This is a genomic window from Arenibacter arenosicollis, assembly GCF_014397245.1.
In the GTDB taxonomy this organism is placed as follows: domain Bacteria; phylum Bacteroidota; class Bacteroidia; order Flavobacteriales; family Flavobacteriaceae; genus Arenibacter; species Arenibacter arenosicollis.
Window position 1 is genome coordinate 461,422 of sequence record NZ_JACLHY010000001.1, and the last position, 16,152, is coordinate 477,573.

18 protein-coding genes are annotated in these 16,152 nt (G+C 38.2%); 8 read left to right on the forward strand and 10 right to left on the reverse strand.

Annotated elements, in window-relative coordinates:
- Positions 1 to 29: 29 nt before the first annotated feature.
- A complete protein-coding gene (locus tag H4O18_RS01920) occupies positions 30 to 1,880 on the forward strand; it encodes a sulfatase-like hydrolase/transferase (RefSeq protein ID WP_187581410.1) in 1,851 nt (616 codons plus the stop codon).
- A 92-nt stretch (positions 1,881 to 1,972) separates the two neighbouring features.
- Here the strand turns inward: H4O18_RS01920 and H4O18_RS01925 are convergent, their stop codons facing one another.
- Both H4O18_RS01925 and H4O18_RS01930 read right to left on the reverse strand, forming a co-directional pair.
- On the reverse strand, positions 1,973 to 2,551 hold the full coding sequence (locus H4O18_RS01925) for a peroxiredoxin-like family protein (protein WP_187581411.1): 579 nt from the start codon (positions 2,549 to 2,551) through the stop codon (positions 1,973 to 1,975).
- An 83-nt stretch (positions 2,552 to 2,634) separates the two neighbouring features.
- On the reverse strand, positions 2,635 to 3,588 hold the full coding sequence (locus H4O18_RS01930) for a L,D-transpeptidase (RefSeq protein ID WP_187581412.1): 954 nt from the start codon (positions 3,586 to 3,588) through the stop codon (positions 2,635 to 2,637).
- Between the two features lie 154 nt (positions 3,589 to 3,742).
- Between H4O18_RS01930 and H4O18_RS01935 the strand changes: the two genes are divergently transcribed.
- Genes H4O18_RS01935 through H4O18_RS01945 form a run of 3 tightly spaced genes read left to right on the forward strand, consistent with a single transcriptional unit; the run spans position 3,743 to position 6,303 of the window.
- Positions 3,743 to 4,525, forward strand: coding sequence for an MlaE family ABC transporter permease (locus H4O18_RS01935; RefSeq protein WP_187581413.1), 783 nt, complete (start codon positions 3,743 to 3,745; stop codon positions 4,523 to 4,525).
- Position 4,526: 1 nt separating this feature from the next.
- The gene (locus H4O18_RS01940; RefSeq protein ID WP_187581414.1) at positions 4,527 to 5,309 is read left to right on the forward strand and encodes an ABC transporter ATP-binding protein; all 783 of its coding nucleotides are present in this window, start codon (positions 4,527 to 4,529) and stop codon (positions 5,307 to 5,309) included.
- Positions 5,310 to 5,313: 4 nt separating this feature from the next.
- Complete coding sequence (locus tag H4O18_RS01945; RefSeq protein ID WP_187581415.1) at positions 5,314 to 6,303, forward strand: MlaD family protein; 990 nt, start codon at positions 5,314 to 5,316, stop codon at positions 6,301 to 6,303.
- Between the two features lie 49 nt (positions 6,304 to 6,352).
- Here the strand turns inward: H4O18_RS01945 and H4O18_RS01950 are convergent, their stop codons facing one another.
- From H4O18_RS01950 to H4O18_RS01960, 3 genes are read right to left on the reverse strand one after another with little or no spacing between them, the layout of a single operon-like run.
- Entirely contained in the window at positions 6,353 to 7,573 is a 1,221-nt protein-coding gene (locus H4O18_RS01950; protein WP_187581416.1) for a metallophosphoesterase, read from the reverse strand.
- 14 nt (positions 7,574 to 7,587) lie between these two features.
- Positions 7,588 to 8,184, reverse strand: a complete 597-nt coding sequence (locus H4O18_RS01955) for a CDP-alcohol phosphatidyltransferase family protein (RefSeq protein WP_187581417.1) — start codon at positions 8,182 to 8,184, stop codon at positions 7,588 to 7,590.
- Between the two features lie 39 nt (positions 8,185 to 8,223).
- A complete protein-coding gene (locus H4O18_RS01960; RefSeq protein WP_187581418.1) occupies positions 8,224 to 8,745 on the reverse strand; it encodes a hypothetical protein in 522 nt (173 codons plus the stop codon).
- Between the two features lie 416 nt (positions 8,746 to 9,161).
- Here H4O18_RS01960 and H4O18_RS01965 point away from each other — a divergent pair, with 416 nt between their 5' ends.
- Together H4O18_RS01965 and H4O18_RS01970 are read left to right on the forward strand one after the other, a co-directional pair.
- On the forward strand, positions 9,162 to 10,028 hold the full coding sequence (locus H4O18_RS01965) for an OmpA/MotB family protein (protein ID WP_187581419.1): 867 nt from the start codon (positions 9,162 to 9,164) through the stop codon (positions 10,026 to 10,028).
- A gap of 505 nt (positions 10,029 to 10,533) precedes the next feature.
- Complete coding sequence (locus H4O18_RS01970; protein ID WP_187581420.1) at positions 10,534 to 10,926, forward strand: DUF302 domain-containing protein; 393 nt, start codon at positions 10,534 to 10,536, stop codon at positions 10,924 to 10,926.
- Positions 10,927 to 10,929: 3 nt separating this feature from the next.
- Here H4O18_RS01970 and H4O18_RS01975 read toward each other — a convergent pair whose 3' ends face one another.
- From H4O18_RS01975 to H4O18_RS01995, 5 genes are all read right to left on the reverse strand, one after another.
- Positions 10,930 to 11,385, reverse strand: a complete 456-nt coding sequence (locus H4O18_RS01975; RefSeq protein ID WP_187581421.1) for a DinB family protein — start codon at positions 11,383 to 11,385, stop codon at positions 10,930 to 10,932.
- A gap of 175 nt (positions 11,386 to 11,560) precedes the next feature.
- Entirely contained in the window at positions 11,561 to 12,013 is a 453-nt protein-coding gene (locus tag H4O18_RS01980; protein WP_187581422.1) for a DUF2267 domain-containing protein, read from the reverse strand.
- A gap of 208 nt (positions 12,014 to 12,221) precedes the next feature.
- Positions 12,222 to 12,920: a purine-nucleoside phosphorylase gene (gene deoD, locus H4O18_RS01985; protein ID WP_187581423.1), complete on the reverse strand. Its 699-nt coding sequence runs from the start codon at positions 12,918 to 12,920 to the stop codon at positions 12,222 to 12,224.
- A 48-nt stretch (positions 12,921 to 12,968) separates the two neighbouring features.
- Positions 12,969 to 13,613, reverse strand: coding sequence for a deoxyribose-phosphate aldolase (deoC, locus tag H4O18_RS01990; RefSeq protein WP_187581424.1), 645 nt, complete (start codon positions 13,611 to 13,613; stop codon positions 12,969 to 12,971).
- 275 nt (positions 13,614 to 13,888) lie between these two features.
- Complete coding sequence (locus tag H4O18_RS01995) at positions 13,889 to 14,158, reverse strand: hypothetical protein (RefSeq protein ID WP_187581425.1); 270 nt, start codon at positions 14,156 to 14,158, stop codon at positions 13,889 to 13,891.
- A 265-nt stretch (positions 14,159 to 14,423) separates the two neighbouring features.
- Between H4O18_RS01995 and H4O18_RS02000 the strand changes: the two genes are divergently transcribed.
- Positions 14,424 to 15,266, forward strand: coding sequence for a universal stress protein (locus H4O18_RS02000; RefSeq protein ID WP_187581426.1), 843 nt, complete (start codon positions 14,424 to 14,426; stop codon positions 15,264 to 15,266).
- Between the two features lie 172 nt (positions 15,267 to 15,438).
- A complete protein-coding gene (locus H4O18_RS02005) occupies positions 15,439 to 16,152 on the forward strand; it encodes an SDR family oxidoreductase (RefSeq protein ID WP_187581427.1) in 714 nt (237 codons plus the stop codon).

Sequence of the window (16,152 nt, forward strand, 5' to 3'; positions counted from 1 at the left end):
AATATCCAACATCCTCATCCCATTTACCAATGAAAAAACATCCCGTTTACCTTTTAATAGCCTGTATTTGTACAATGGCTTGCATCAACCAACTAAATTCCCAGGATCTCCCAAATATCCTTTGGATAACCAGCGAAGACAACAGCGCATTTCTGGGTTGTTACGGAGATGAATTTGCCAATACCCCCAATCTTGACAAATTGGCGAGGGAAGGTTTTTTATACACTCATGCCTATGCCAATGCCCCTGTTTGTGCTCCTGCACGAAACACTATTATCTCGGGAATCTATGCCAATTCGGGAGGCCACTCCAATATGCGAAGTAACTACCCCAGAGGTAGCCAAGTAAAATTCCATGTAGAAGCCATGCGGGAATTGGGCTATTATTCCACCAATTCTGTCAAAACCGACTATAACACCAATGTAAATAAAGAAGTGTGGGATGAATGTAGTTCGGATGCCCATTATAAAAATGCGCCAAAGGGAAAACCCTGGTTCGCTATTTTTAATACTACCATTACCCATGAAAGCAAAATACACGAACAGTTGCCCATAAGTGAGTTGAGCCACGATCCCAAAAAAGTCCCTATTGCTCCTTACCATCCGCGTACCCCCGATATGGAACGCGATTGGGCACAGTATTATGATCGTATTCAGCAAATGGATGCTTTTGTGGGCGAACGATTAAAAGAATTGGAAGAATCTGGAATGGCCGATAATACAATAGTAATTTATTACGCCGACCATGGTGGGGTATTGGCCCGCAGCAAACGATATGTATACGAAACTGGAACACATGTACCCTTCATTGTGCGGATTCCCGAAAAATATAAAAAATTCTGGCCTGCCAAGGAGCCAAACTCAAAAATAGACCGTTTGATCAGCTTTGTTGATCTATATCCCACCCTACTAAGTTTGGTCGGTGCTGAAGTGCCCGAGCAATTACAAGGTGAGGCATTTTTAGGTGAAAATATAAGCCCAGATCCAAAATATGCCTATATGTTCCGTGACCGTATGGATGAATGGTACGATATGAGCAGGGCCGTTAGAAGTAAAAAATACCGTTACATCCACAATTACATGCCACACAGAATTTATGCCTTACCAATAGAGTATTTGTTCCGTGCCAAGTCATTGCAATCATGGCAAAACGCCTATGAGAACGGCGAATGCAACGAAATTCAGAGTGCCTATTGGAATACAAAACCAGTAGAGGAATTGTACGATACCGAAAACGATCCCTGGGAAATAAACAACCTCGCCAAAGACCCTGAATACACCCATATTTTAGATGAAATGCGTGCAGCCAACCGCAAGTGGTTGACTAATATTAAGGATACTGGGTTTATGCCCGAGGATGAGCGTACAATAAGGGCAAAAGATCAGGCGATATTTGATTACTTTCAAAGTGGTAAGGTTCCTATTGAGGAAATCATTGAAGCAGCAGAGCTTGCCTCATTTGGGAAAGTTGAAAATAAACTAAAGATGGTAGAATTCCTTAAATCCAAAGAATCGGCAATTCGTTATTGGGGTGCAACGGGTTTACTCCTGCTTGGGGAAAAAGGGAAATCTGAAATTCCCGCTTTAAAAAAGGTCATTAACGACCCTTCGGTAAATGTAGCAGTGGTAGCTGCTGAATCACTTTATAAACTTGGCGCAAAACAAGAGGCTTACAAAGGTTTTTTAAGGGCGTTAAAAACCGACAGGGAATTTGTACAAACACAGGCGATGAATTCTATTTACTTAATCGATGACAACAGCCAATTATTAAAAGAAGAGGTAGTGAATACACTAAAGCGCATGAAGACCTTAGATCGCAATCAATACAATTATAGGGCCGCCATGAACTTGGTCGATAAATGGGGACTTCAAGTAAATTAAAGGGAACCGAACAATATAAGCGGCGCAAAACACTACAGACAGTAGACTCCTTTACCTTTCTGATCAAATGGACCATTGGTACCTAGGCAAAACTATTTTGCCTTGTTCGTCAGCTCTTTAAGCACATTGATTATTTCCAATGGGCCCATCCTTTCGGTATAATTTGCCTCAACATGTGCTGCTTCAATGATCTGGTTGGTATTGACTATGAAAGTTGCGGGGACCGGTAAGGTTTTTAATCCATCGCCATTCAATACCGTCAAATCTCGACGCCTGTGATAATCCTCCCCTGGATCAAACTGAAGATTATAGGCTTTTATCACTTCCTGATCTGCATCACTAAGCACTTCAAATTCCAGTTCGTTTTTTTGCGTGGCCGTAAGTGCATCATCCGGCCTTTGAGGGCTAATAGCCAATAAGGTGGCCCCAAAGGACTTAATTTGAGGCAAGTGACTCTGTATTTCCCTAAGATCTAAATTACAGATAGGACACCATTCACCACGATAGAATTTTATGATTACAATACCTGATTTTAACGCTTCAGATAGTGATACTTTTTTACCTAAGGCATTAAGTAATGTAAAATCAGGAGCTATATCCCCTTTAGAAATTCCTTTTGCTTGAGAGGCATTGGCTATAACCAACTTTTGGAAATCTTGTAATTCACCCATAATATATTGTTTGAAGTGCAAACTAATAAAAAGTATGAACAGCCTACAACTAGAAATAGTAATTTACCAATAATTTGGGAAGGCTACTGATAACCATAGATATCCTCTAGTTCCTGTTTTTCACCATTATCATCCAAAATAGTTAGATCATATCGTATTTGGATAGGGGTATTTAGAGGGGCGTGGTAATAAATAATCCAAGCATCGGCTTCCGTAACACCTATACAACCGTTGGAATAGGCCTTGCCCAAGCTCACTGGATTGGTGGTAGGATGTATCATTTGCCCATTTCGAATACCATTTATTTCCGTTTCTATCCAAGGAATAATAGGCATTATGGTTGTTTTTTTATCATCCCGTTTGGTTACATAAAATCGTTTGCCGGTCACGGGATTATAAAAATTAGGGTTCCTTTCCAACCTTACTATTTTACCCTTTCCGGTTTTGGTCCTTAAATCTGTAACGCGATCCCCCATGGCCAAATATCTTTTTCTATGTTGTCCTACCCGTATAGGGAAGGTATATAACAGCAAGGAATCTTGATAAATACGAAGCTTGTACTCTGGAATATTTACATCTATCCAAGTATTTTCAATATTCCTTATAAGATTCTGCCCTGCGTCCGCATCCGGTATCAATAAAGAATCATTAGCCTTGAGAACAATCATTTTTCGCTGATCATAAACAAAGGAACCCCGTGCCATTTGCCTATAATAGTCCGTGTTGGCCAAGGTATCCATTATCCACGGATTGGCTCGTACCAAGGTATGCTCGGATAAAGTATATGGCACCAAGGAATCATTCTTGTTCGCCAAAGAATCCATAAACTTAAAATAATGACCCACTGTAATATCCCTGGTGACATATGCCTGTAGGGGATTGGTTTTCTTAAAGACAATATTTTGCTCCGTCTTTTTTTGCGTTACGGAATTGGACTTTTCAATGGAAGTATTCTTTGGTGAAATAGTTCGATTAACATTACATGAAACTACTAACTGGGCTAAAAAGCAAAGTATAATCGTATAGGCTTTAATCATATGGGTAGAGTTTGGTTTTGATTAAAACAAAACTAGCGCTGCTATATGGATTATAAAATGACAATGGTCACTCCACCACATGACATTCCTCATTTTAAGCCCCTAGCTTTCATGCTATCTTTGATGAAATAGGTCCTTACAAAAGGATTTGGGTATGGATAATAGATCAACGCTATTTAAAGGGGTAAAGGAATTTTTTGTAGAGATCGGTGATCTCTCATATTTTACTGCCCGATTTTTTAAGGAGGTATTAAAACCTCCTTTCGAATTTAAGGAGCTACTACGCCAATGCTATCAAATGGGGAACAGGTCCCTAGTTTTGGTAACTGTAACGGGATTTATCATTGGACTGGTACTCACCCTGCAATCCCGACCCACTCTGATTCAATTCGGTGCCGTTTCCTGGATGCCGAATATGGTCGGTATCTCTATTGTAAGGGAAATAGGACCCGTAATTACTGCCCTCATATGCGCGGGGCGAATTGCATCGGGGATAGGAGCCGAATTAGGTTCCATGAGGGTAACCGAGCAAATTGATGCCATGGAAGTCTCGGGGACCAACCCTTTTAAATATTTGGTAGTTACACGGATAATGGCCACCACTCTAATGCTGCCAATTTTAGTTGTTTACGGAGATTTGGTTGCGCTATACGGATCGGCTCTAGTAGAGAATTTAAAGGGAGATGTTTCCTTTCAACTCTACTTTAATACGGTTTTTGATGCTTTGTCCTATGCCGACCTGGTACCGGCCACCATAAAATCGGTCTTTTTTGGATTTACAATAGGTTTGGTAGGGTGCTATAAAGGGTATTATTGTAAAAAAGGCACTGCAGGGGTTGGTATCGCTGCAAATACAGCTGTGGTCATGGCATCCTTACTTTTATTTGTGGTAGATTTTATAGCGGTATTTATTTCCGATATATTTTATGAACTTTAATATGACACACCCAGACAAAATAACACCTTCAGTAGCAGCTACAAGCCTTGGAAAAGCGGTTATAGAGATCAAAGATCTTTATAAAAGTTTTGGCGACAATCACGTATTAAACGGATTTAATATGACCCTATTGGAAGGTGAAAATCTTGTGGTCATGGGGAAGTCGGGCTCTGGTAAATCAGTAATGATCAAATGCCTCGTAGGGTTGGTAAAACCGGATAGTGGAACGGTTAAAGTATTGGGCAAGGAAATAAACTCTTTGGAGCAGCAAACTTTGGACGAATTGCGTTCGGATATTGGATTTCTTTTCCAGGGAAGTGCACTATACGATTCAATGACGGTCCGGGAAAATTTAGAATTTCCTATGCGGAGGCACAAAGAAAAACTGGGAGTGGTTTCGGATACCGAACCCTTGGTTCGTGAAGCGCTGGAAAATGTTGGCTTGGCACATACTATGGATTTAATGCCCGTAGAACTATCAGGAGGAATGAAAAGAAGAGTAGCCTTGGCGCGCACACTGATCCTAAAACCAAAGGTAATCCTATATGATGAGCCAACAAGCGGTTTAGACCCCATTACCTCCAAGGAGATTATAGAATTAATGCGTTCCATACAAAAGAAATACGGTACTTCCTCCCTAATAATTACCCATGACGTGGATTGCGCCAGAGTAATATCGGAGCGGATGATCTTATTGGTAGATGGTATTAATTACGCAGAAGGCACCTATTCACAATTGTCGCAATCTACCGATTCTAAAGTAGAAGCATTTTTTAAAAAATAAGAATATGGCAAAGACAAAACTAGAAAATTTGAAATTAGGGATATTTGTTGTCCTCGGCACAGCCTTGCTTGTGGTAGCGGCCTATTTAATAGGGAACAGACAGAATATGTTTAGTAAAACCATTCCTATAAGCGCCATATTCAAGAATGCGAACGGACTTCAAAATGGGAATAATGTGCGCTTTTCAGGTATAAATGTAGGCACGGTAAATAAAATAGAAATGATAAACGATACCACCATTCGCGTGCGTATGATTATTGAGGAAAAAATGCAAAACCACATTAAGAAAGATGCTGTAGCCACCATTGGTTCCGATGGTCTTGTGGGCAGTATGCTTATCAATATAGTACCTGGGGAAGGGAAAACAAACCATATTGGCCCAGGGGATGAATTGCAATCCTATAGCAGGGTTGCTACCCAAGATATGCTAAACACCCTAAACCTAACCAATGAAAATGCAGCCTTGTTGACACAAGACCTGTTAAAAGTAACACGATCCTTGACACAGGGCGAAGGAACCTTTGGCATGTTGCTGAACGATTCCCAAATGGCCTCGGAACTTCACCAAACCATTACCAACCTGAAACTTAGCAGTAGAGAAGCCAATATAATGATTGGGGAAATGAACAAAATAGTAAAACAGTTCGATTTAGACAATAGTATTGCAGGAGTTCTCTTAAAGGACTCTATTTCCGGGGATAAAATGAGAAATGTAATTTCCCATTTGGAAAATTCCAGTATCGAAATCGAAAAAATGTCCACGGATTTAAATTCTGTAATCGGGGATATAAAAAAAGGGAAGGGAGCCATTAACTATTTGTCATCGGACACCTTACTGGTAAAGCAACTGGAAACTACCATGGAAAATGTTACGGAAGGGATTAAAAATTTCAATGAAATTACGGAAGCTTTAAAACATAATTTCTTAACTCGGCGATATTTCAAAAAGAAAGAAAAAGAGCAAAAAAAGGAGCAGGAGAAAATCAATGAATAAATTCTTATACCCAACTATTTATTAGTTCTACGTACAGAATTTAATGCCATTATTGCACCTTCTCCAATTCTATAAAGGTAATTTCGGGGCGCATGCCCAAGCGGCCAGGAAATCCCATCCACCCCAATCCTCGGCTTACATAAAGATACTGCTGGCCCAACCGGTATAATCCCGCCCAGTGTTCGTATTTGTATTTTATTGGACTCCATTTTTTATTTCTGATATTGATCCCGGCCTGCATACCATGTGTATGACCAGAAAGCGTAAGGGCTATATTGGTTTGCTCCACTACTTCCCCACGCCAATGCGAAGGATCGTGGGACAATAAAATTTTAAACGCTATTCCGTTTACATTCAGCAGGGATTTTTTAAGGTCCCCATATTGTTTAAAGGGTGGATTGCCCCAATTCTCTACACCTACGATTGCAATTTCCTCACCATTGTTTACAATACTTTCGGCTTCATTGAGCAAAAGCTTAAAACCTATTTTGGCCTGAAAATCTTTGATATCATCAAAATTGCTTTTCCTTTCTTCCTCAGATTCCCATTTGCTATAATCCCCGTAATCATGATTCCCAAGCACAGAATATTTGCCCTGTTTGGCGCTAAGCTGCTTTAAAACATTCTCCCAACCATTCAATTCCCATGCATAGTTGTTCACCAAATCGCCCGTAAAAAAAATAAAATCGGGATTTAATTGGTTTATAGTTTTAATGGCACGGTCCAGTATATGGTAGCGATAGTTAAAACTGCCCAAATGAAGATCGGATATTTGAACTATTCGCAAGCCGCTAAAATTTTTTGGGAGCAATTCGGATTTTATCTTAACATGGTGAACCTTAAATCTATATACCGCTCTAAAAACGGCATAAACGATAACGAAGAAAGGCAAAAACCCAAAAAAAACACCGACCACAGGAATGATAAGTAAGGATTTCTCGCCCGAAATTAAAAAGTTGGAGAAATAGAGTATTGAGATAACCACAACAAATATTAATTTGGGAATAAAGGAGGAAACTGTTAAACCATATAAGGATGAAATAAGCAGTTGCTTTCTTTTTGGGGCTATACTTTCCAATCTGATTTTTAACACCAAAATAGAAATAATAAGTCCTATGGTAAAAAACCAAAATGCGATGAATATACTACTCCTTATAACGGAAGAAGTAATAGGTTCCATTATAGATTTAAGCCAGAAGAAAGCTAAGGTATCTATTAGTAAAATGGCCAAACATAATAGGACTATGGCAAAAAAAGTGTAAGATCGCATTAATAAAGGTTTTGCTATTGGGAATTCGTATTCTTTGGCCTTCTTTTATCACTGAGGGCCCAGAAATAGCCTTTTACATCTTCTACCCACTGATCATACATAAAGATAAGTGTAATTTCCTCAATAGTTTCCAAAACGCCTAAAACAATCATTACATAGAACAACCAATAAACTGGTCCAAAAAACAACAACCATAAAATAAAAATCCCCTGGGTAATAGCCGAAATTTTGGCCAAATAGGTATGAAATGCAGTTGCCTTTCCATATTTAACAAAGGCAATAAACATTTGAACCAGATATGGGACAAATGCTAAAAGTATTAGAAGATAATTTGCTTTGATAAAAGTATTTTCAAAAAAGACTAGACCGATCAACCCAATAATCAAGGTTATTTGATCTCCAAGAGAATCGAGTTGTGAGCCCCTGGCACTTGTAATTTTTAACCTCCTTGCCAAAAAACCATCAATTGCATCCGTACTATAACTTATAAGTAACATCCAACTAAACCATTCACGTTCCCCAACCCAAATTAGGCCAAGTAATATGGGAACGGCCATAATCCGATAGAAAGAAAACCAATCGGCGATATTGAAATATTTAAAATTATACATATTTATTAATTAGCATTCCGGAATCCGACTTTAAAATAACTACTGCGATGTATACAATTTTATTAACGGATTTAATTCATTAATGATTTTACCCACATACAAGGGAGTTTCATCCAAAATGGATTCCCCCGTAATTGCGTCTATTCCTTCCATTTTGTAAGTCCCTTCACCCGAGGTTGTCAGGACAACCATTTTACCCCTATCGTCTACGGTTCTGTCCATGAACGATTTTATCGATGCCGGTGGTTTCCACATCTCCCAGGTATGGATTATTAACAGGGCATTGTAATTGGTAGGATTCACATCTGCCAATGCCGAAACATCTATTATTTTAATATAAATAGACTCCGATTTATAATACTCCACAATAGCGGTAGTAATTGTATTTTTAAATGTACTGCCCTGTGTTGCGATAAGTAATTTGGAATTCTCCATGGGAGAATTTACCTCATACTCCTCGGCAATGTCCATGGCATATTCATTTTGATACCAAAGCATAAACAGCAAGAACACCACTACTATGGATAAAAATATGAGCGAAAACTTTTTTACCTTATTCATAATAATTCTTTAATTCAAATTCTACCCCTAATATTAGTTGTGATATATATCGTATCATAATCCGCTGCACACTCAATTAATTCGTGAACTTGGTTAAGATGCTTTCCTAAAACTTTAAATCGTAAAGCTATTCCTTAACTGTACACCACCCTATGACCTTTGTCAGTTATAGTTGCCCATGTAGTAATAGGAGCTGTATAACACAAGGATATATTTTAGAAAAATAAAAGACATTAGACCTTGTAATAATCGGAAATTTCCAAATAATTATCAGTAATAAAGGAGCATAGCAATGGTCAGGCACCTCTTATCAAAAAATTGAATATCAGCCATATAGGATATGATTAATATCATTTGATATTATTGGAATAGTGACTTTCTTTATTGGATAGGAATCATCCAAATAACGTATAAAAATGAAACCGCTACATCTTTACGTCCTAGCACTTACCCTTTTTACTTCTTGTGTAAGCCAAAAAAAATATACTGCTATGCAAGATCGGGCCGTAAATTGCGAAAATGAATTAAATACAACTAAGAATCAAAATAATTTGCTTGAAGCCGGATTGGCCAATGAGAAAAACCGATCTAAATCCTTGGAGCAACAAATGGAATACTTCAAAAGTACCAATACGGACCTGTTGGCCAGACTTTCCGATCTTTCAGTTGTGAGCAAATCTGGAGCAGAAAGCATTAAAAAATCATTGGAAGCCCTAAACGAACAGAATAAATACATAAAAGATCTTACAAGTTCCATACAGCGAAAAGACTCCATTAATTTAGTATTGGTGATGAACTTAAAAAGATCCTTGGACAATTTTGAAGATGAGGATATTAACATTGAAGTGAAGAAGGGAGTGGTGTATGTATCTATTTCAGACAAGATGCTTTTCCGTTCTGGTAGTTACAACATAAGTAACAGGGCGGAGGAAGTTATTGGTAAAATTGCCAAGATCATCAATGACCATAAGGAACTGGATATTTTGGTGGAGGGGCATACAGACAATGTTCCCATTTCTACCGAATGCATGGTCGATAACTGGGATTTAAGTGTAAAAAGGGCAACGTCCATTGTACGATTAATGCAAACTAAATTTGCTGTTCAACCCCTAAGAATGACTGCTGGAGGCCGTTCTGAATACCTTCCAAAAACTACCAATGCAACAACGGAAGGTAGAGCCATAAACCGCAGGACCGAGATAATTATTTTACCCAAACTAGATCAATTCTTTGAATTACTAGAACCGCCAACCACAAATATCGAGGGCCAGGGAAAAGGATAGGAGACATAAAAGGAAACAGGAAATTAAGCAATCCTATTTTCTTTTTTAAAAATCGAGAAAAAAACACACCCAACTGATATATATCATTCCGAATCCAATATGATAATTATATATTGGTATTATTATAAAGCAATAGTTCTTTGATAGATATAAAAATAAAGTTTCTAAGCAGTAATGCCTTAGCGACTATACTCCGGAGCCCATGTAACTTCTTGAGCCTAATCGCCCAAACACCCTGTTCGGATGTTGCAATTGCAACTCGCCGTCCAAGACTTGGATTAGTGTAAAAGAGCTACTTGCCCCGGACATAAAGGATTGGGATATTTAGATATCCCAATCCTTTTTATTATATAGAGTCCCTGTTATATAAAAGGTCCACTTTACCTTATTTATGGCATAGACCGAATTAAATGGATTAAAAAAATTGAATATTATTTACCAAGTTTGAAACCGGAGGCTTTTGCTTCCTATTCTTGTTTTTTAAAAACCCGATAAAAATATTATTATGGAGTATTATTTTAATAAAACAATTGGAAATATACCTTTCGACAAGGCAGTGGAAAAAACAAAATTGGCCCTACAGGAAGAGGGCTTTGGCGTGCTAACGGAAATAGATATGAAAGCTACCCTAAAGAAGAAATTGGACGTAGATTTCTATAATTATATGGTCCTGGGCGCATGTAACGCTCCCTTTGCCCACAAAGCACTACAGGCCGAAGATAAAATTGGTACCATGTTGCCCTGTAATGTAATTGTTATGGAAAAGGAACCAGGACTTGTGGAAATAGCAGCGGTAAACCCCATGGCATCCATGCAGGCGGTTATAAATTTGGATTTAATGAATATAGCGGACGAAGTGGGCGAGAAATTAAAGAAGGTGGTAGAAAAGATACACTAAATTCTAAGATCCATATTTCTTAATAATGGCCATTTGACCAGAATGATAGGTGGTGTGGGAAACTATTCTTCCAAATGCCTCCGCCTTTGTCTTTGTTCCAAATTCTTTGGTTGTAATAGTTGTTTCCCAATCCTTATCTTCCTGCTTTTCTATTATATCCTTTATCATTAAAAATGAATGTTGTACGTATTCCAATAATTCCTCCAAATTGGTCCACTCGCCCGTATCCTTTTGAGCAATAACCGTTTTTGCAATTACCTTTATATCCTGCGCTCCAAATACATTTTTGGCAAAAAGTAGTTCAACATCGCCTATATGTCGAATAAGAAAGCCGATACTATTGGGAGCCGGTATTAATTTTTTGCTTAAATCGTCTTCCTTTAAATTGGACAATTGATTTGAAAACCGGGTTCTGGCTTCTTCCCACAACTCGATAAACAACTGTGTTTTTGATTTCATGAAATATTAAATTAAAATATTTATCTTAAGGGATAAGGGTAGGTTGTGGAAATAATTTAGGCCATATGCACCATACTTTTTCAAACTCTTCTGGAATACTTTTTTAACAAATAGGTTATTGAATAAATACTGGCATAAATAAAAAGAGCTAGGTATAAGGTCATAATATTGGTTATTAGAATATTAAATTATTAAAAATCATTCCTTTAAGATTTTTTGGAAGGCTATCCCGGATGTCGGCCATTTCTCCTTGGGAAACATATTTTCGTAAATAAATAAAGGTAGTGTTTACATATTCTTCCGCCACTTCATCACTGTATTCAAAATCGTTTACTGCAGCTGGTCCGTCAAATTGTCTAACCAGGTCCAAGAATTCGGGCATATTTTTAATTTTGGGTTTTTCTTGTTTTAAGGACCAACCAGTTACATAGACCCCTTTTAAAAACATAGGTAACTGCGCAATAAATTGTAGTGATTCCGCAACCGGAATAATTTCCCTTAAGGCATGGAGTATGGAAGTGAGAACCCGTCCGGCTTTGTCGGTATCCTTGCCCATATCCATTTGTTTAGTGTAATCTTTTAAGAAGGTATGTCCCTCTGTTGCATACTGATTAAAATTGAGTGCCATGATTGCTTAATTTTGGGATATATACAAAAATGGCTTTATCTTTTGGTTTGTAAAATGATCTTGGTCATATTGGTAATATTGATAACCTAAGTTAAATTAAGTTTTTACTGGAAATGTCCCATCGGGCGACCAAAAATTTTCCCTTTCCTTAAAATAAGAGGCACAATTAATGTACGGAGAATCAAAAAAAGATAGTCGAATCCCTGCCTTAGGCAATATTAAGGGCAATATCTATCATGTCCTGAAAAGTGGTTTCCCTTTCTATGGAATTTGATTTTTGACCCGTCACCAAAGAATCCGAAATAGTCAATATCGTTAGGGCCTTAATATTAAACTTGGCGGCAATGGTATATAATCCGGCCGCCTCCATTTCTACACAAAGGACCCCGAATTTTGCCCACAATTTATAGGAATTTGGATCATCCTCATAAAATTCATCCGAAGAAAGAACATTACCTGCCTTAATGGCAATACCCTTTTCCTTTGCGTAAAGTGCAGCCTTAAGGAGCAAGTCAAAATCAGCGGTTGGGGCATAGTCGGCGTTAATAAATCTTGAATTATTAATTCCCGAGGTGGTGGAAGCTGCCATCGCTAATACGATATCACGTATTTTAACCTCTTTTTGATAAGAACCGGCAGTACCTACGCGAATTAGATTTTTCACCCCATAATCATTAATTAACTCCTGATAATAGATCAGAGCAGAAGGTATGCCCATACCGCTTCCCTGAACCGAAATACGTTTGCCCTTATAGGTTCCTGTATATCCCAACATACCACGAACCTGATTATAACAGACAGGATTTTCAAGAAAGCTATTCGCTATCCATTTGGCCCTTAATGGATCCCCCGGCAATAATACAGTTTCTGCGATTTCACCCTTTTTCGCTTCAATATGTACGCTCATATTTACTTCAATTTTTATATCCAATCCAATTCCAGAGGAAAGCCAATTTTACTGGTCTATTACTATGGCAACTCCAGAAGATGTCCCTATTCGGGAAACTCCTAAATCTATATATCGTTTGGCTGTGGCAGCATCTTTAATTCCCCCAGATGCCTTTATTTTGATTTTGTTCTTTATCACTGACTTCATCAGAACCACATCTTCAAGAGTTGCCCCTCCGGGACCAAAACCGGTTGAAGTCTTTACAAAATCAGCCTTGGCATTAACTGCCAATGTACAGGCCGTCCTTTTTTCCTCCTCGGTTAAATAACAGGTTTCCAAAATAACTTTCAATACATCGCTACCCAGCACCTTTTTCACTTGGGTTATTTCATCTTCTACAACTGAAAATTTACCAGATTTAAGCCATCCAATATTTAGGACCATATCCAGCTCATCGGCTCCTTGTTCCATATAATCCTCTGCTTCCTGTACTTTCGCCCTAGTGGACATAGCCCCTAAGGGAAACCCTACTACTGCAACCAGCTTTACCTTAGTGCCTCTTAACAATTCTTTTGCAAGGTAGAGGTAACAACCGTTGATACATACGGCATAAAACTTATAATTTAAAGCTTCGGCGCAAAGAAGCCTAATATCTTGCTCTGTTGCCGTAGGTTTTAATAGTGTATGGTCTATAAAATTTTCAAATTGCATATGGAAAAGTATATCATTTTGGTAATTCTGTGAATGGATAACGACCCTATTTTACCAAAAGTAAACTTCTTTTCCATGTTATTTTATGACAAGAATCATCAAAAGGAAAGCCTGTAATAACTTCCAATTATCACCAATTCTTCTAGAAATGTAAAATTTGGCAATGATTGCCGTTGTCAACAATGACTCACTCGAAATTTTTTGTAAACGCCTTTGGGTATGGCTACGGGAAAGTTGCCACGTTAGTGTTACAAAAAAACATTTTTTAGGAATAATTATGCAAGGGTTGTTTCACCTCTGCCTTCATTCTGCATATTTGGACTTAACGTGGAAAGAAATTTGAAATGTCTGATGGGGTAACCAATTCTCCAAAGTTCTTGTTTTACCTGTTCCAGTGCAATTGGACTGTAGTAAAAGAAAATAAGTCTTCCGGTATCAACCTCCAGATTTATTATTCTAATATCCATAATGCGACTCAGGTTGCGAAGAATTACTCTTTTATCACTTTCAGAGATTAGGTTTCCTATTTTTGCTATGGCTTTCATCAGGTCTTTGTTAACAACACTTATCAATTCAATTATTTGTTTACAACGATCAACAATATACGCTGGCAAATTGGTATCTGAAATGACCAAGATCAGTTAACATAAATTTAGGGCCAAGGATTCCCATAGGTATTCCTCACATAAGTTAGGATTTTTGAAAAGCGATTTTTTACCATGTAAAGAATGAAAGGATATAATGGGTATGACCAATATCATTGTTATTATCAACAATAGCTTATAGTTTTAATTTTTAAACAAAGTAACTATGAAGACGATACTTTACGCCTCCGATCGCACGGAACACTCTGTACCGGCATTAAAATATGCATTTCACTTAAGCAGAACACTTAAAGCTAAACTGCTGGTTCTCTATGTTCACGAAATTGATCCAATAAGAGTTTCCGTTTCGCGCCCAACGTCCCAAATTGAATATCATGTAATTAAGGAACAGACAGAAATTTTGGAATCTTATTGTGAAAAGCATTTGGGCGTATCCGTAGATGGAAACAAATTGCAGGTGGAAGCGGTTCACAACGACTCGGTTTCCAGTGCCATTCTTGAGAAGACCAAGGACATGTCTACCGATCTTATTATCATTGGCAGGAAGGATAGACATACGGACCGTGGCCTCTTTGTTGGTAATATAGGAAAGGGACTTCAAGAAAAAGCGCCTTGTCCCTTGCTTATTATACCCAACACGATCGCGGAAAAGTCCATTAAGAGTATTTTATATGCAACGGATTTTGAAGAGGCAGATGTGCTGGCACTTAAAAAATTGGTCCCAATGGCAAAAGCGCTTGGAGCCAAAATACAAATGGTGCATATCTCAAAAGGGAAGGAAGATGCCGTAAAAGAGCAGATGACATGGTTTAAAGACTTGGTCCAGCAAGAGGTAAACGATGCCTCCATAGACTTTACCGTACTATACTCGGATATGATCGAAGAAAAACTTAAGGCCTACGCCCGTACCATAGGCGCCAACCTATTGGTATTATTGGAAAGGGAAGAAACTGGATTTTTTCAAAAAATATTCCACAAAAGCCTGGTAGCAAAAATTGAAGAACATATTGCTATCCCCCTGCTGAGTTATAATGAGGTTAATTTATAGTTTTCCCTTTAAGACAACCACAAGCACTTAGGTGATCCAGGGTTGATAACGCTTACCGCTAATTGCCTCCACGTTTTTAAGGAATTTATTTAGGCGGAGTTTAAGAAAATAATAACGCTCAGTTTTTTAATATCTGCCCGTATAATTATAATTTCACTTAAAACTAAACAACATGAATGATTTAAAAAATAAAGTTGTCTATATTACAGGAGGTTCCAAGGGAATAGGATATGGCATTGCTTCCAAACTACTGGAGGCAGGAATGAAAGTAGCCATTAGTAGCAGGCTATTGGAAAGTGCCGAAAAAGCTGCAAAAAGCCTTGGATCGGCCGACAATGTACTGGCCATTGCCTCGGATGTTTCAAAAATTGGGGATGAAAAGTCGGCTGTAAAAAAGATTTTGGATAAATGGGGGAAATTGGATGTGGTTATCGCCAATGCAGGGGTTGGACATTTTGCTCCCGTAGATCAAATTTCCGACAATCTTTGGCATGAGATGGTAAACACTAACCTGAACGGAGTTTATCACTCCCTGAAGGCTTCGGTGGAAGCTCTAAAGAAATCCAAGGGGTATTATATAACTCTGGCTAGTTTGGCTGGTACCAATTTTTTTGCAAATGGGGCAGGATACAATGCCACAAAATTTGGAGTGGTAGGTTTTACCCAAGCTGCAATGTTAGATTTAAGGCCTTATGATATTAAAGTATCTACCATTATGCCTGGTTCTGTAGCCACCAACTTTAATGGTAATGAACCCTCCAAAGAGGATGCTTGGAAGATACAGCCGGAAGACATTGGCGAGTTGGTTTTAGATCTTTTGAATATGAATCCAAGGACGTTGCCCAGTAAAATAGAGGTAAGGCCTACACGACCTGATAAAAAATAA